Annotated in this window: 11 protein-coding genes, 7 tRNA genes and 1 pseudogene; 15 read left to right on the top strand and 4 right to left on the bottom strand. The window is 51.4% G+C overall.

The features are described 5' to 3' along the window. The first annotated feature begins 154 nt into the window (after window positions 1-154). From FGQ86_RS15570 to kynU, 5 genes are all read left to right on the top strand, one after another. Window positions 155-227, top strand: a tRNA-Asn gene (locus FGQ86_RS15570). A gap of 82 nt (window positions 228-309) precedes the next feature. Then, complete coding sequence (locus FGQ86_RS15565) at window positions 310-2,232, top strand: diguanylate cyclase (RefSeq protein ID WP_138305032.1); 1,923 nt, start codon at window positions 310-312, stop codon at window positions 2,230-2,232. A 92-nt stretch (window positions 2,233-2,324) separates the two neighbouring features. After that, complete coding sequence (locus FGQ86_RS15560; protein WP_033124941.1) at window positions 2,325-3,680, top strand: helix-turn-helix transcriptional regulator; 1,356 nt, start codon at window positions 2,325-2,327, stop codon at window positions 3,678-3,680. Between the two features lie 160 nt (window positions 3,681-3,840). Beyond that, window positions 3,841-4,968, top strand: a complete 1,128-nt coding sequence (locus FGQ86_RS15555; RefSeq protein ID WP_033124942.1) for a hypothetical protein — start codon at window positions 3,841-3,843, stop codon at window positions 4,966-4,968. A gap of 2 nt (window positions 4,969-4,970) precedes the next feature. Then, on the top strand, window positions 4,971-6,245 hold the full coding sequence (kynU, locus tag FGQ86_RS15550) for a kynureninase (protein WP_033124943.1): 1,275 nt from the start codon (window positions 4,971-4,973) through the stop codon (window positions 6,243-6,245). A gap of 22 nt (window positions 6,246-6,267) precedes the next feature. Here kynU and FGQ86_RS15545 read toward each other — a convergent pair whose 3' ends face one another. From FGQ86_RS15545 to FGQ86_RS15535, 3 genes are all read right to left on the bottom strand, one after another. Next, window positions 6,268-7,395, bottom strand: a complete 1,128-nt coding sequence (locus tag FGQ86_RS15545) for a glycerate kinase (protein ID WP_138305029.1) — start codon at window positions 7,393-7,395, stop codon at window positions 6,268-6,270. 95 nt (window positions 7,396-7,490) lie between these two features. Then, window positions 7,491-8,582: a sugar diacid recognition domain-containing protein gene (locus FGQ86_RS15540; protein ID WP_138305027.1), complete on the bottom strand. Its 1,092-nt coding sequence runs from the start codon at window positions 8,580-8,582 to the stop codon at window positions 7,491-7,493. A gap of 75 nt (window positions 8,583-8,657) precedes the next feature. Next, window positions 8,658-9,080 (bottom strand): PaaI family thioesterase, encoded by a 423-nt coding sequence (locus FGQ86_RS15535; protein WP_033124946.1) that lies wholly within the window; start codon window positions 9,078-9,080, stop codon window positions 8,658-8,660. A gap of 95 nt (window positions 9,081-9,175) precedes the next feature. Here FGQ86_RS15535 and FGQ86_RS15530 point away from each other — a divergent pair. The 7 genes and pseudogenes from FGQ86_RS15530 to FGQ86_RS15500 all read left to right on the top strand — a co-directional run. Then, a pseudogene (locus tag FGQ86_RS15530) lies at window positions 9,176-9,616 on the top strand (NAD(P)-dependent oxidoreductase); the annotation flags it as partial. A 116-nt stretch (window positions 9,617-9,732) separates the two neighbouring features. Then, window positions 9,733-9,804: transfer RNA gene (locus FGQ86_RS15525), tRNA-Glu, on the top strand. 34 nt (window positions 9,805-9,838) lie between these two features. Beyond that, window positions 9,839-9,911 (top strand) — tRNA-Thr (locus FGQ86_RS15520). Window positions 9,912-9,938: 27 nt separating this feature from the next. Further along, window positions 9,939-10,012: transfer RNA gene (locus tag FGQ86_RS15515), tRNA-Ile, on the top strand. A 62-nt stretch (window positions 10,013-10,074) separates the two neighbouring features. Beyond that, a tRNA-Asp gene (locus FGQ86_RS15510) sits at window positions 10,075-10,148 on the top strand. A 103-nt stretch (window positions 10,149-10,251) separates the two neighbouring features. Next, window positions 10,252-10,324 (top strand) — tRNA-Val (locus tag FGQ86_RS15505). Window positions 10,325-10,347: 23 nt separating this feature from the next. Further along, window positions 10,348-10,433, top strand: a tRNA-Leu gene (locus tag FGQ86_RS15500). A 275-nt stretch (window positions 10,434-10,708) separates the two neighbouring features. Here FGQ86_RS15500 and FGQ86_RS15495 read toward each other — a convergent pair. Beyond that, window positions 10,709-11,287, bottom strand: coding sequence for a DUF5104 domain-containing protein (locus FGQ86_RS15495; protein WP_033124991.1), 579 nt, complete (start codon window positions 11,285-11,287; stop codon window positions 10,709-10,711). Window positions 11,288-11,525: 238 nt separating this feature from the next. On the opposite strand from FGQ86_RS15495, the gene FGQ86_RS15490 reads away from it, so the two are divergent. The 3 genes from FGQ86_RS15490 to FGQ86_RS15480 all read left to right on the top strand — a co-directional run bounded on the left by FGQ86_RS15490 (window position 11,526) and on the right by FGQ86_RS15480 (window position 13,759). Further along, a complete protein-coding gene (locus FGQ86_RS15490; RefSeq protein ID WP_138305025.1) occupies window positions 11,526-12,173 on the top strand; it encodes an SOS response-associated peptidase in 648 nt (215 codons plus the stop codon). A 46-nt stretch (window positions 12,174-12,219) separates the two neighbouring features. After that, complete coding sequence (locus FGQ86_RS15485; protein ID WP_033124993.1) at window positions 12,220-13,092, top strand: LysR family transcriptional regulator; 873 nt, start codon at window positions 12,220-12,222, stop codon at window positions 13,090-13,092. Window positions 13,093-13,273: 181 nt separating this feature from the next. Continuing rightward, window positions 13,274-13,759, top strand: coding sequence for a hypothetical protein (locus FGQ86_RS15480; protein ID WP_033124994.1), 486 nt, complete (start codon window positions 13,274-13,276; stop codon window positions 13,757-13,759). The last annotated feature ends 105 nt before the right edge of the window (window positions 13,760-13,864 follow it).

The following is a 13,864-nucleotide window of genomic DNA, read 5'->3' as shown; positions in this document are numbered from 1 at the left end:
ACGAGGTAGATAGGGCAGAGGTGGAAGTGTGGTAACACATGGAGCTGACTGTTACTAATCGGTCGAGGGCATAACCAAAGTGGTTCGGGTAGAGAGAATGGATGGAAGATTTCTTGTATGTGGTTTTGAAGGTACATGTACCTCAATTAAATATTCCTCCTTAGCTCAGTCGGTAGAGCACTCGGCTGTTAACCGAGTTGTCGTTGGTTCGAGTCCAACAGGGGGAGCTGACAGAGTCTTATATTACTGAGGTGATATGAGACTCTTTTTTACTATTGGCGCAAGGAAAGAAGCAAGGGACGTGAACTGATGAAAGTGAGAGAAAAGATAAACTGGGGAAGACCTATGACCGTGACAGCTATACTGATTGCCTTGATCATATCGGTTTCCTGCGGCGTAAGTGCCTGGATCAATCACAGGGAGGAGGAGCGGAGCTTTGAACGTCTCTATGAAGAAGCCGGCGGTATTGCGGACGAGATTGAGTACAATATGAAGAACGACAGGGAAGAGCTGGAAATGATCGCGGCAGTTGTAGCCAGCTATAACGATCTGGGCTCAAAGGAGCTATGGAGCCTTCTGGATTCGTATACAACAATTGGGATGATGTCCAGAGTGGAAATGCTGCTTCCGGACAACACGGTCATAACAAAGGGAGGGCAACGGATAGACGCGGAGGGAAGGCTTTCCTTTTCAGAGGAGGCTTCCCTTGGAGAGCATATTTCAGACCGGGAGACGGATCTGACTGGAGACGAGGAGTATATTGTCAGGCATTATGTGCCAGTAAAGAAAGACAATGAAACGATTGCTATGCTCTATGGTGTGATAGAGCTGGGTACGCTGCCGGACAGTATTGCGAACAAGCCTTATGACGGAGATGCGGCTATTTATGTTATTGATGGAGAGACGGGGGATTTCCTGGTCGATACATGGCATCCCGGCGAGACGGGAAATATATGGGCTCTGGGCGAGCGTAAAATGGCGCCGGGATATGACCAGAAACAGCTGAGGCAGGGACTGATTGATGGAAAAGACGGGTATGTGGTCTTTGTTTCTGCGTCTATTGGGGAGTATCTGTATTTCTGCTACAAACCTATGAATATCAATCAGTGGCGGATCGCGCTGTCCGTGCCAGAGGATGTTGTGTTTCAGAATGCGGACGAGATCAAAGGCGCGATGAATTATGCCTTTATATTTGAAATTATTAGCTTTATCCTCTATTTTCTATGGATCAGCCGGTATTTCCGCAGTGTGACAGATGAGAAGCAGCGAAAGCTGGATACGATAAACTACATGTATGATATAGAAAACCTGCTTTTTAATGCTTATGAAAAGCAGGAGAATATTGCTACGGCCCTGGAAAAGATCGCTCATATCCTGTCGGCAGAGAGAGTATGCTTTTGGATGGTTGGAAGATCCCGGGAGGAAAAGCGGTTTATCTGGCAAAGAGATGAAGGGGCGGCAGACCAGGATTTGAGTACCAGAAAGGAAAAAATTTACAGACTGCTGGAATATTTTGGACAGGGAAACAATGAGTTTGCCGCGTACAGCCCGGAGGAGATTGAAAGAAATCTGCCTGGCAACAGCCAGGGTATGATGGAAAACATCATCGCTGTTCCAGTGAAGGATCTGGAAGGGCGGATCTGCGGTATCCTGATAGGCTGTAATATGGACAGAAACAAGGCAGATACCGCGTTCCTGGAGAGTGTAAAATTCAGCTTCAGTATGTTCTGTCAAAATCTGGATACGCTTAACGCTGTCAGGGAGTATGGAGAAAGGGATGCGCTGACAGGACTGTACAACAGGAACAAATATGAGGAAGACCTGCCCAAAGTACAGGGGTGCTATGAACATTCTCTGGCATGCGTCTATATTGATGTCAATGGACTGCATGAGCTGAACAACACAAAAGGACATGAGGCTGGCGACAGGATGCTTAAGACTGTATCCCGGAAAATAAGAGACAGGTTTGGCGAGGAGTATGCCTACAGGATAGGGGGAGATGAGTTTGTCGTATTTGTGCCTGACCAACCGGAGGAGGTCTCCGGCAGGCTCGCTGAAGAGCTCATCGGATTTCTGAAAGAGGACGGGTACTATATCTCTGTGGGAATCGCATGGGAGGAGAACGGAGCTGTAGACGGCCTGATCAAGACGGCGGAAAGGAAAATGTATATAGAGAAAAAGAAATTCTATGAGCAAGCGGTAAATGACAGAAGGGGCAAGAGTCGCCTGTAGGCAGCTGACTGCGGTTCTTGTTTCAAAATGAAATATATGATAGACTAACTGTTATATTTGTGGCTTGCGGGACAAAAGAGTGGAGTGGTAGAGTGGAAAAGAATTTTGGAGATAGCCTGAAAAAATATCTGAAGCGTTCAGGGCTGAAGGAAAAGGACCTTGCTGCTTTTATTAACTATGATATTACATCCATAAGTAAATGGATCAATGGGGCGAAGCTGCCTTCCAGCAGAAACGGCGAAGACATTATCCGGAAGATGGCTAAATGCTTTGCCGATGGGGAAGGGGCTGATCTGTCCGAGGAGGAAGTCGCGGACAGTCTGCGCTCAGCCTGGGAGAAGGATCTTGCCTATCAGGATATGAATGTGCCAGGACTATCCGGGAGTCTGGCTTTTGTAGACGACAGAAGAGCTTTTTTTGATCTGATGAGGAAGATTTTCAGGCAGACAGGCGTGGTCAGAGAAAAGTCTATTGAAATCTGTGCGACCTTTGATGTTCTGAAGCTTCTTGGACATAGATTTTATGAGCTGATCCGCGAGCTCCCATCTCTGGGGATACATTTCATTTCTCTTCAAATGTGTATGGACATGGATGAGGCAGTGGGGGACTATCACTTTTACTGCGAGACTCTACTGAACATGGTGGCCGGATTTGAACGGGCCGAGATTACGATCATACAGAGCGAGAGGGACATGCCAAGGATGCTCATGGTGGGAGACCTGTTCTATGTCCAGATACTCCACATGTCCGGGGATGAGTTTGCTGCCTGCTACAGCGCGGCCAGGGAGATTACGGAAAAATTTGCAAAGATATGCGCGGAAATACTGGAGAGGCCTGATAAGCTTCTGACCTATGCGTCTCCTGAAAATCTGAGAAAGACAAATATTCAGCTGGATTCCTATTCTTCTGAGAGGCAGAGGCTGTTTTTCAACGAGGCACCCGCTATGCTTCTGCCGGACTCTGTCATGGATGAGCTGATCCATGGGACAGAAAACAGAAGCTATCAGGAATATCTCCGGAAATTAAAGCGTGTGTTTCAAAAATACACCTGTAAGGCTCACGTGGATCTGATCCTGTACTCTTCCGTGATCAGCGACTATATCATGACCGGTGAACTGAGCCTTGGCAATGTAGCCCATCAGATGGAGCCGGAGCAGGTGAAAGCACATATCAACTACCTGGCAAGGTGTCTGGAGGAAAATGAGAATTTTCGGCTGTTTGTCTTGAAAGATACCTCCAACATGAGGACGAATTTTCCAAAACCGCCCTCCATTTTTATTGATACAAATGCGGTCACGATTGAGAATTCCCAGAGAAAGCCTAATGAGAACTATCATATCTCTATGTATCCGCAGATGATAGAAATGTTTGCGAATTATTTTGACGATATAAAACAGAAGCCTAACTGTGTGGAGCTGACAGCGGAAGAGCTGCGCAGGTACCTGTAAAAGGATGCTGAGAAAGAGGTTGAACCATTTGAATTCAACCTCTTATTTTTTGCGCAAATTTGACGGTAAATGATGAAAATAAGGTTCAATTGAATGATAATTTCCTGAAGTGTATAGTGAAATTACAAGGACGGAAATAAAATGAAAAAGGAGGTTTCTCATGGAAGGCAACAAAATCAGTATTCCCCAGATTATTGCCATAGGCGGAGCTTTTATGGGATTCGTGATCGGCTCCAGCTTTGCGTCTGGACAGGAATGTATGCAGTATTTCACGGGCCACGGGGTCCTGGGCAGTATTGGTGTTGGCATCATCGCAATGATCCTGTATATCTGGTTTGTCACAGTGATCGTAGAAGACGGAAGACAGCTGAAGCTTCAGAATTCCGGAAAGATGTTTAACTTCTATCTCGGAAAATACCTGGGCTATGTCATGGAGTGGTTTACGCCCATCATGCTTTTCTTCGTGTACTCTACCATGATATCAGGAGCGGGATCGACCTTTGAGGAGTATTACGGGGTAAACGGAAATATAGGGAGGGCGTTTATGATCATCGCCTCACTGGCCACAGTGCTTCTGGGGCTGAACAAGCTCGTCAAGATCGTCGGATACATAGCCCCTGTGCTTCTTGTGGTGACTATGGTGATCGGAGTGATTTCAATTATCAACAACCCGGCAGGTATTGCGGAGGCGGACGAGGTTCTGAAGCATGTGGAGGTCAAAAACACATTTAACAACTGGGCAGTATCCGGTTTTATGTACGGGGCTTACACGGTTACAGGGGTGGTGCCGTACCTGGCGGATATAGGAAAGTCTACGGCGACAAACAAGAAAAATGCTCTTCTGGGAGGATTTTTCGGGGGCGGCGCTTTTCTGATCGCGGTGATGATCCTGAACTTCGGGCTGCTGGCCAATCTGGCAGATGTGTACAATCTGGAGATTCCGTCGCTTTTTGTGGCGGCATCCATCCATCCGGTGTTTGGCACTATCTTTTCTGTCCTGCTGATCGGAGCCATTTACACAACTGCAGTGCCGATGCTTTATACTGTATGTAACAGGGTCTCATCGGATTCAAAGAGTACACCGTACCGGGTGGCGGCGATCGTGACGGCTATTGTCAGTATCTTTGGCGGACAGCTTTCGTTTTCCACTATGATCGGAATTATTTACCCGATTTCCGGGTATGCGGGAATTGTCATTTTTGCGGGAATGATCTACACAAAATATATTAAGAAGAAAAAATATGAAGATTTTGATGAAAATGATGTCATAGGAAAAAGGAGGGCATAAGTATGAGAACGTATGAAGATGGAAGAGAGTTTGCGCAGAAGAAGGATGCGGCGGACGGATTGAAGAAATTTCAGGAGCGCTTCTACAAACAGGAAGGGATTATCTATATGGACGGCAATTCCCTCGGACTTTGCAGCAAGGATGCGGAGGCGAGCCTGATGGAGGCGCTGGATGCGTGGAAGAAGGCAGGAATCGATATCTGGAGCCAGTATGGATATTTTCTCTATCAGGATAAGTTGGGAGAGCTGTGCGCGCCACTTGTGAACGCTGATCCGGACGAGGTGACGATCTGCATGAGCACAACAATGAACGTGCATCAGGCCATTGCCACTTTCTATCATCCCACACCGGAGAGAAATAAGATTATCATGGATGATCTGAACTTTCCTACAGACCGCTATGCGGTGTACAGTAATATACGGGTGCATGGCTATGACCCTGAGGAGTGCCTGAAGGTGGTCAAGAGCCGCGATGGTGAGTATATCTATGAGGACGATGTGATCGAGGCCATGACAGATGATGTGTGTCTTGTGCTTCTCCCCTCTGCCCTCTACAGGAGCGCGCAGCTGATTGATATGAAGAAGATTGCGGATGCGGCTCACGAGAGAGGGATCTATGTAGGATTTGACCTGTGCCACTCCATAGGAGCTGTGCCCCATGACTTCAAGGAGATCCAGCCGGACTTTGCGCTCTGGTGCACCTACAAATACTTAAATGGCGGGCCGGGAGCGATCGCGGGACTGTATATCAACAGGAAGCATTTTGGCATGGAGCCGGGACTTGCGGGCTGGCACGGCAACAAAAAGGATACCCAGTTCAATCTGGAGCAGTATTTTGACCATGCGGAGTATGCCGGAGGCTGGCAGACGGGAACACAGCCTGTTCTGTCCATGGCGCCCCTGGAGGGCAGCCTGAAGATGATCCAGGAGGCGGGGCTTCAGAATTTGAGAGAGAAATCCCTCGACATCACAGAGTATCTGATGTATCTGATCGACACCAAGCTGGCAAAATACGGATTTTCTGTAGGAAATTACAGGGAGGACTACAGGCGCACCGGACATGTGGCTCTGGTACATGAGGATGCCATCCGCATTAATGCGGCTATGAAGGCCCGGGGAGTGATCCCGGATTTCCGGTTCCCGGATGTGATCAGACTTGCACCGGTTCCTCTTTACATATCCTACACAGAGGTTTATGACATGGTGGATATTATCGTGGACATCATGGAGAAGAAAGAATACGAAAATTTTGAAAATAAGCGTGGAACAGTAGCATAAAACGAGGATCAGGTCCTCCGGCTTACAGAAGCCGGAAGACCTGGTTTATTGTCTGTCTGATATTTTCTTTTGCGTTCTCTGGTTTCATAGCTTCTTCCAGTGTGGTGACGCCCCGGACAACGGGGAAGAAGGCGTCGATGCCGGCGTCGTTGCAGGCGGTGGCCTCTCTTGTGACGCTGCCTGCAATGGCAATCACCTTTGCGCCGTGCTTGTGGGCCAGCTTTGCCACGCCAACCGGGGCCTTGCCCATGGCTGTCTGGTGATCCAGACGGCCCTCTCCGGTGATGACCACGTCCGCGCCCTCCAGCTCGTCCTCCAGTCCCACAGCGTTCAGGATCAGGTCAATGCCCGGCGAGAGCTCCGCGCCCAGGAAGGAGAGGAAAGCAAAGCCGAGTCCGCCGGCAGCTCCCGCGCCCGGATACTCCGCGTAGTCGCATCCCAGATCCCGGGAGACTGCCTTTGCATAGTGAGCCATACCCTGATCCAGGGATTCCTTCATCTCATCGGTGACACCCTTCTGGGGGCCGTAGATGTAGGTGGCGCCGTTCTCGCCGCAGAGGGGGTTGTTCACATCGCAGGCGATCCGGAAGTGACATTCCTTCAGGAGGGGATTTTGCCCTTCTGTTTTGACTGAGGCTACCTTTGCCAGGGCCTGTCCGCCCTCGCCGGGGTCATTGCCGTCCGCGTCTGCAAAGGAGAAGCCCAGAGCCTTGAGCATGCCGATCCCTCCATCGTTGGTGGCGCTCCCGCCGATGCCAATGATAAAATTTCGGCAGCCTTTCTCCACCGCGTTCAGGATCATCTCCCCCACGCCGTAGGTGGAAGCGCGCAGAGGGTCTTTCTCCGCATCGGTTACAAGGGTGATGCCGGCCGCGGCTGCCATCTCGATGATGGCGGTCTGGCTGTCAGGCAGGTAGCCGTAGTAGCAGTCCACAGGCTTGCCAAGGGGACCGGTGGCAGTCATTTCCACCTTTTCTCCGTTCATTCCCTCGATGAGGGCGTCTGTGGTTCCTTCACCTCCGTCCGCCAGCGGCTTTACGGCAATCTGCGCGTCCGGCTTTGCCAGGAGTATGCCTTCTTTGGCCGCGTTCCCGGCCTCCATGGAAGAGAGGCTTCCCTTGAACGAGTCTATTGCAGCAACAACTTTCATTAGAAATTCCTCCTTATTCTGATCTGTTATTCTTAGTCTATCATCTTTCCTTTGTTATAGAAATAGAATTTATGACAAAAAAAAGAAAAAATATGTTATATATAACAATACTTGGCCTTTAAGGCCAGATAGAGGACAGCGGCGTCCCGGAACCTGCGGGGATTGAGGCCGCAGAGCCGGTGGATTCGGTTCAGCCGGTATTGGACCGTATTTTTGTGGAGAAAGAGAGCCTGGCAGGTGTCCGCAAGGGACTGATCCTTCTCAAAATAGGTTTCCAGGAGCCGCAGGTCGTCGCCGGAAAGGGCGGACAGAACCTTTTCCAGAAAGAGCTTCAGGTTTTCCCGGCTGATACCGGACAGCAGGACTTCCAGTGTCAGGTCATCAAAGAGAGAAAAGGACTCCCCGCTTCCAAGCGCCTCCAGCGCGATGCGGGCTGTGGCCAGGGAGCGGGGCAGATCCTCAAGGGGGACAGAGGAGCCGGCTCCCGCCAGGAGAGCAGAAGAGTGGGCTGTGTGGAACTGCTTCAGTTTTTCGCGGAACAGCTCCAGATCCCTGTCATTGATAAGGACCCGGAATAAGGAGGGATACTGATAGCCATAGAGACAGCCGGGCATCTCGTCCAGCAGCCGGGCTACATTGCTTTCCAGGCCGGATAGGCTCTCCTTTTCCGGATACCGCAGCCTGAGCAGCAGCATCCGCTTGGAGGAGGACGGGTCTATATGGAACTGCTTCAGCTCCTCAAGAAGCTCGGGAAGGCCATCGGAAAAGCGCTGTCTGTCCTCCTCCAAAAGAAGGTCCAGGAGATAATTTTTCTTCTCGGCCAGGGAGCGGGCTCTGGCGCCGATCTCCTGCTCCCGGAGGATGAGGAGAGTGATCCGCTCCGCCAGGTGGGCGAAGGCGCGTACCTTCTCCGGATCCCCGCTGATGCCGATGACCGCGGCCAGAACACCGCCTCGAAAGACGGGAATGTTCACACCCTTCTTCGTGCCGGGAAGGAGATCGTCCTGCTCCACCTCCAGAGTCTCTCCACGGGCGATGACCTGCCTCCCGCCCTCGTGGACAGTGCCGATCCGCGCCGGATCCGTGCTGGCGATGACAAGGCCTCTGTCATTGATAAAATTGATGTCGTAGCCGCAGACCTCCTTGACGGTGTCCGCAATCTGCTGCGCGGTCTTCTTGTGGATCATATGGTGTACTCCTTTTTTGCTCCGCGTTTTACTTCTATATCCTACCGTGAAATATGAAATGCCGGCTCACAGGCTCTAACCGGCATTTTCCGGGAAGAGGGGTTTGCTTAATGGCATGTAGGTGAAAATACCCTGGGCCAGCAGGCTGTCCTGGTCATCATATACGGTGACCTCGTAGACGAGGAGACGCTTTCCTCTCTTGATGGCCCGGGCCCTTCCGGTTAGACGTGAGGTCTGAAGACCGGCCCGCAGAAAGTGAAAGCTGCTGTCCACCGTGGCGATATGCATGCCGCAGGAGCTGGCCGCGGCGCCGCCCACGGCATCAGCCAGAGTATAGAGGCATCCGCCGTGAACCGAGCCGCCCGGGTTCAGGTAGTCGGATGTGACAGGAAGCTCTGCCTCCGCCTCACCGTCCCGTATGGCTGTGATGGTCAGCCCCAAGTGGCGGGCAAAGGGGTTGGTGCTGTTCCGCAGCTCTCTGAGTCTCTCATAATCCATGGTCATCTCTCCTTTGGAATTGAAAAATTTATATTTTTTAATCTAAATTAGTTATAACCGCAATACAGGGGAATGTCAACGCGGGATTTGTGGGGGTTCTGGCCAACGACGCATATCCCAATGAGGCCGGAAGGCAGATCGCAGAGTACGTGGACAAGGAGGAACTCTTTGCCAGGTCGGATGTGATCGCGCTCCACTGTCCTCTCTTCCCTGGGACGGAGGGAATCGTCTGCAAAGAAAATATTGAGAAGATGAAGGACGGCGTCATCATTCTGAACAACTCCAGAGGGCCCCTTGTGAAGGAGCAGGATCTGGCGGACGCGCTGAACAGCGGGAAGGTCTATGCGGCCGGGCTGGACGTGGTTTCCACAGAGCCCATCCGGGGAGATAATCCGCTTCTTCAGGCAAAGAACTGTATCATAACGCCCCATATGTCCTGGGGAGCGAAGGAGAGCCGCCAGCGTCTGATGGATATAGCAGTCTCCAACCTGAAAGCATTTCTGGAGGGACAGCCTCAGAATGTGGTAAATGGCTAGATGAAAAAAGAGACGAAAAATTAAAAAAAATCTTGCAAATAGCAGGATGGTATGCTATCATATAAAACGGTCACTTGAGGAATTGCTGTGCGCATTTTTGACAAGTGACTGTTTACGGCTCCGTGGTCAAGAGGTTAAGACATCGCCCTTTCACGGCGGTAACACGGGTTCGATTCCCGTCGGAGTCATTAGCGCGTCAACGGTAAGGTTTGCGTTAAGTGCGCCGATGTGGCTCAATTGGCAGAGCAGCTGATTTGTAATCAGCAGGTTATCGGTTCGAGTCCGATCATCGGCTTTAGTCCTTTAAGGGACTGATAATTTTGGACCTTTAGCTCAGTTGGTTAGAGCAACCGGCTCATAACCGGTCGGTCCTGGGTTCGAGTCCCCGAAGGTCCATCGAGTACAGAAGTGCCTGGGATAAGGGCACTGAGTGCTCAGAATATATTACAATAGAATTTGGCCCAGTGGCTCAGTTGGTTAGAGCGCCGCCCTGTCACGGCGGAGGTCGAGAGTTCGAGTCTCTTCTGGGTCGTTAGCTTAGGCACTTGCCGAGGTCTTTTCGAGGCTGGTGTTAAGCTGCAACCTGCTGGCTTAGCGAGGTTTTTCACGAACTTAGCAGCGCGGTTGTTTCATCTGGGATCTTAGCTCAGCTGGGAGAGCATCTGCCTTACAAGCAGAGGGTCATAGGTTCGAGCCCTATAGGTCCCACTTATCTCATACATATGAGATATGCCGCAGTGGCGGAACTGGCAGACGCACAGGACTTAAAATCCTGCGGGACTAACCTCCCGTACCGGTTCGATTCCGGTCTGCGGCATTTAAAAACCCTTGATTTTTCAAGGGTTTTATTTTTCTTCCGATGCTTGTCTATATACTGCTTTCAGTACGTTGTCAAATTGCTGTATAATTTAGATACAATGAATGAGGAGTTATTCGAGGTGGTAAATTTCGTTGCAACCACGCACCCTTTGGGTCAAAAGAGATGCAGGAGAGGCGATGCCTGCCGAATAACTTCTCATTTTTTGCAAATATTGGAATTTATGGATACCATCAGCCAAGCAGCGGCCGGTGGTTTTCTTATAGAGCTTTTTCCTACGTCCGGCAGTCCCCGATGTCATAGAGGATAAAAATTCCATCCTCCGGGGGCCACTGGGTGTACTGCGCCTCATCGGCCAGGTCGCTGGTCAGGATTAGGATGGAGTTCAGGCCGATACGGCCCTCATCAAGACCCTTTTCCTCATTTTCCAGCAGGGTGAAGCAGAGACTGACAGAATAGCTCCCCTTATCCGTGAGCACGTTGTAATTTTTTTCCATATATTCCGAGAGCATGCCGCTTTCGTATGCTGCCGTGCACTGCACGCTTGTGGATGTGCCCTGATAGAAAGTAAAGAACTCGTCTGCCTTTTCGTCGAAATCAGGCAGTGCGGCCGTGTCATCGCAGAACATGGATTTAAATGCTTCTCTGTCGCCTGCGTCCAGAGCCGGCAGGATCTGGTCTTCAAAGACCGTCCCGGTCATGTGGGCGCGGGGATTGGCGCCGGTGGCAATCTCTACAACAGAGCGGACCATGTCTGCGGCTGTGCCGACCGCCTGACAGCCGCTCAGGCAGAGGGAAGCGGACAGGAGTGTGCAGGGCAGGATGTATTTTCGGATGTGTTTCCCCTTTTTCATATGAACAGTTCCTTTCAGTCGTGCCTTCTGTTTATATATGTGCCCATTATATCACAGAGAAGGGAGAGGTGTCCCGCCCTTTTGAGAAACTGCCGGGCGCAAGCTGCCGGACACCAAACTGCCGGCTGCGAAACTGTCGGCTGACAAACTGCCGGGCGGTTGACATTTGCCAGAAGACCGATTAAAATGTCAGTTAATTTGAAAAATCAAAAATGCTGTGCAGGGGAGGAGGAAGGCCATGTGCGGGAGATATTACATAGATAAAAGGGTAGAGAGCGCGCTGCCGGTAGATGCGGGCCTGGGGCCAGCGGACACCCTTGGGTGGCGGGAGTTTTTGAAAAAGAGTGCGGGGGATGTGTGTCCTTCGCAGCAGGTGCCTGTCCTGACAGGAGAAGGAGGAGAGCTGCACCTGGAGCTCATGACCTGGGGCTTCCTGCCCCCTTCAGGAGAGCAGAAGAGGGATGGAAAGGTGCGCCCCGGAGGCCTTCTCATCAATGCCAGGGCGGAGACGGCGCTGGAGAAGCGGATGTTTCGGGACAGCATAAGGAGCAGACGGTGCGTGATTCCCGCGGGACACTTCTACGAGTGGGATGAGGACAGGAACAGGGCAGAGTTTTCAGACCGTGAGTCGCCGCTTCTCTACATGGCGGGATTTTACCGGTATTTTCAGGAGGAGAAGAGGTTTATCATCCTGACCACAAAGGCCAATGCCTCGGTGGAGAGGGTGCATGACAGGATGCCTGTCCTTCTGGAAAAAGAGGAGATCGAGAGCTGGGTCTTTGAGGATGAGTTTGTGCCCTTTGTTCTGGGGAGGACGCCCGGGGAGCTGAAAGTATTCCGGGAGTATCAGCAGACCACTCTGGCAGACCTGGGGCTGGAGCTGTGACAGAGCGAAAGAGACAGTGGAGACAAGTGAGAGAAGGAGAAGGCAGATGGATATACGGGTACTCAGATATTTTCTGACAGTGGTGCGAGAGGAGAATATATCAAAGGCAGCGCAGGCCCTCCACGTCACGCAGCCTACGCTGAGCCGCCAGATGGCCCAGCTGGAGGAGGAGCTGGGCACCCCGCTCTTTGTGAGGGGAAAGCACCTCACACTGACGGACGCGGGGGTGATGCTGAGAAGAAGGGCTGAGGAAGTGGCGGAGCTGATGGACAAGATTGAGGATGAGTTTGCTTCCAGGGAGGAAGTGGGGGGCATCATCTCCATCGGGAGCGGCGTGCTGAGAAGCTCCCATGTCCTGACCCGGGAGCTCCTTGCCTTTCGGGAAAAATATCCCCGGGTGCAGTACGAGATCTACACAAACACATCTGACTACATAAAGGAGAAGCTGGACAGGGGACTTCTGGATTTCGGCCTGCTCCTGGAACCGGTGGACATCAGCAGATACGACTATATCAGGCTGCGGGAGAAGGAGCGGTGGGGGCTGTTCATACCGGAGGGGCATCCTTTGGCGCAAAAGGAACAGATCACCAGGGAGGATTTGAAGCGGACTCTTCTTATCACCCCCAGCCGCCAGTCTGTACAGAGCGAGATTTCCAACTGGCTGGGAGAGGATTTCCAGAACCTGGATATCCTGGCCTCCTTTAATCTGATCACCGATATGACAGTCATGATGAACACGGGGGAGGCCTGCTTTCTGGCCATAGAGGGGGCCATGGAGTCCTATGTGGGGAGAGGCCAGGTCTTCCGTCCCCTCTGCCCGGAGCTGGCCACAGCCTCTGTCCTCGCCTGGAAGCGGTCCCAGCCCTTAAGCGGGGCGGCGGGGAAATTTCTGGAGGAGTTCCGGCAGAGACAGGCATAGAATGAAAATGAGAATTATTTTCAATGTAAAATATTGACAGAAAAAGGTAACGCATGGTAGTATCATAGCAGTTAGGATAAGCTAACTCACTGGACAGTATAGCGGCTGTCTGGTGAGTTGCTTTTTTGACTAACAGTTAGTTCGGACTAATAAAAATTAGAAATGACGGAGATAAGTGGATATGAAAATCGCAGGCAGAAAAAAGAAGATAGTCATTGCCGCTCTCGTCCTTATCCTGGCGGGAGCTGTGGGAATTTACTTTTACACGAGACCCAGGGAAGTGACGAACTACGCGGAGTTTGAGGAGGACCAGGAGAAGCCGGACAGCCAGCAGGCTCAGAGCGGTGTGACAGACGGGATCGAGATCCCGGGCTACAAATCTGTCACCATCCCGGCGGGTACAAAGGATGTGTCGGTGGAGCTGGTCAATCCGGAGGAAAATACCGTGTATTTCCAGATTTCCTTCTATCTGCCGGAGACAGACGAGACGATCTACACGTCGAAGCTGATCCAGCCCGGCCAGCATCTCTATGAGATCACGCTGGATAAAGCGATGGAGGCAGGCGAGTATCCGCTGACCGTCAGATATGAGACCTTCAGCGCGGATGAGGAGATGGCCCCGAGAAACGGGGCGGAGGTCAACTGTACGCTGATCGTTGAGGGATAGAGCCGGGGCGGCGCGCCGCGGCGGAAGAAAAAGTCTGCAAATAAAAAGTCAAGCAGAAATTAATGAACTTTGAAAATTTTATACAGGTTGAAAAAAGAGTATCAC

Source organism: Clostridium sp. BSD2780061688st1 H5, from assembly GCF_005845155.1.
Taxonomy (GTDB): domain Bacteria; phylum Bacillota; class Clostridia; order Lachnospirales; family Lachnospiraceae; genus Claveliimonas; species Claveliimonas intestinigallinarum.
Note: the sequence above shows the minus strand (reverse complement) of the source record. Positions and strands in the feature narration are given on the sequence as shown.

Bases quoted from the DNA above. Each gene is read 5' to 3' on its own strand.
- FGQ86_RS15565 (WP_138305032.1), top strand. From the start codon at position 310: ATGAAAGTGAGAGAAAAGATAAACTGGGGAAGACCTATGACCGTGACA.
- FGQ86_RS15555 (WP_033124942.1), top strand. From the start codon at position 3,841: ATGGAAGGCAACAAAATCAGTATTCCCCAGATTATTGCCATAGGCGGA.
- kynU (WP_033124943.1), top strand. From the start codon at position 4,971: ATGAGAACGTATGAAGATGGAAGAGAGTTTGCGCAGAAGAAGGATGCG.
- FGQ86_RS15545 (WP_138305029.1), bottom strand. From the start codon at position 7,395: ATGAAAGTTGTTGCTGCAATAGACTCGTTCAAGGGAAGCCTCTCTTCC.
- FGQ86_RS15540 (WP_138305027.1), bottom strand. From the start codon at position 8,582: ATGATCCACAAGAAGACCGCGCAGCAGATTGCGGACACCGTCAAGGAG.
- FGQ86_RS15535 (WP_033124946.1), bottom strand. From the start codon at position 9,080: ATGGATTATGAGAGACTCAGAGAGCTGCGGAACAGCACCAACCCCTTT.
- FGQ86_RS15495 (WP_033124991.1), bottom strand. From the start codon at position 11,287: ATGAAAAAGGGGAAACACATCCGAAAATACATCCTGCCCTGCACACTC.
- FGQ86_RS15490 (WP_138305025.1), top strand. From the start codon at position 11,526: ATGTGCGGGAGATATTACATAGATAAAAGGGTAGAGAGCGCGCTGCCG.
- FGQ86_RS15485 (WP_033124993.1), top strand. From the start codon at position 12,220: ATGGATATACGGGTACTCAGATATTTTCTGACAGTGGTGCGAGAGGAG.
- FGQ86_RS15480 (WP_033124994.1), top strand. From the start codon at position 13,274: ATGAAAATCGCAGGCAGAAAAAAGAAGATAGTCATTGCCGCTCTCGTC.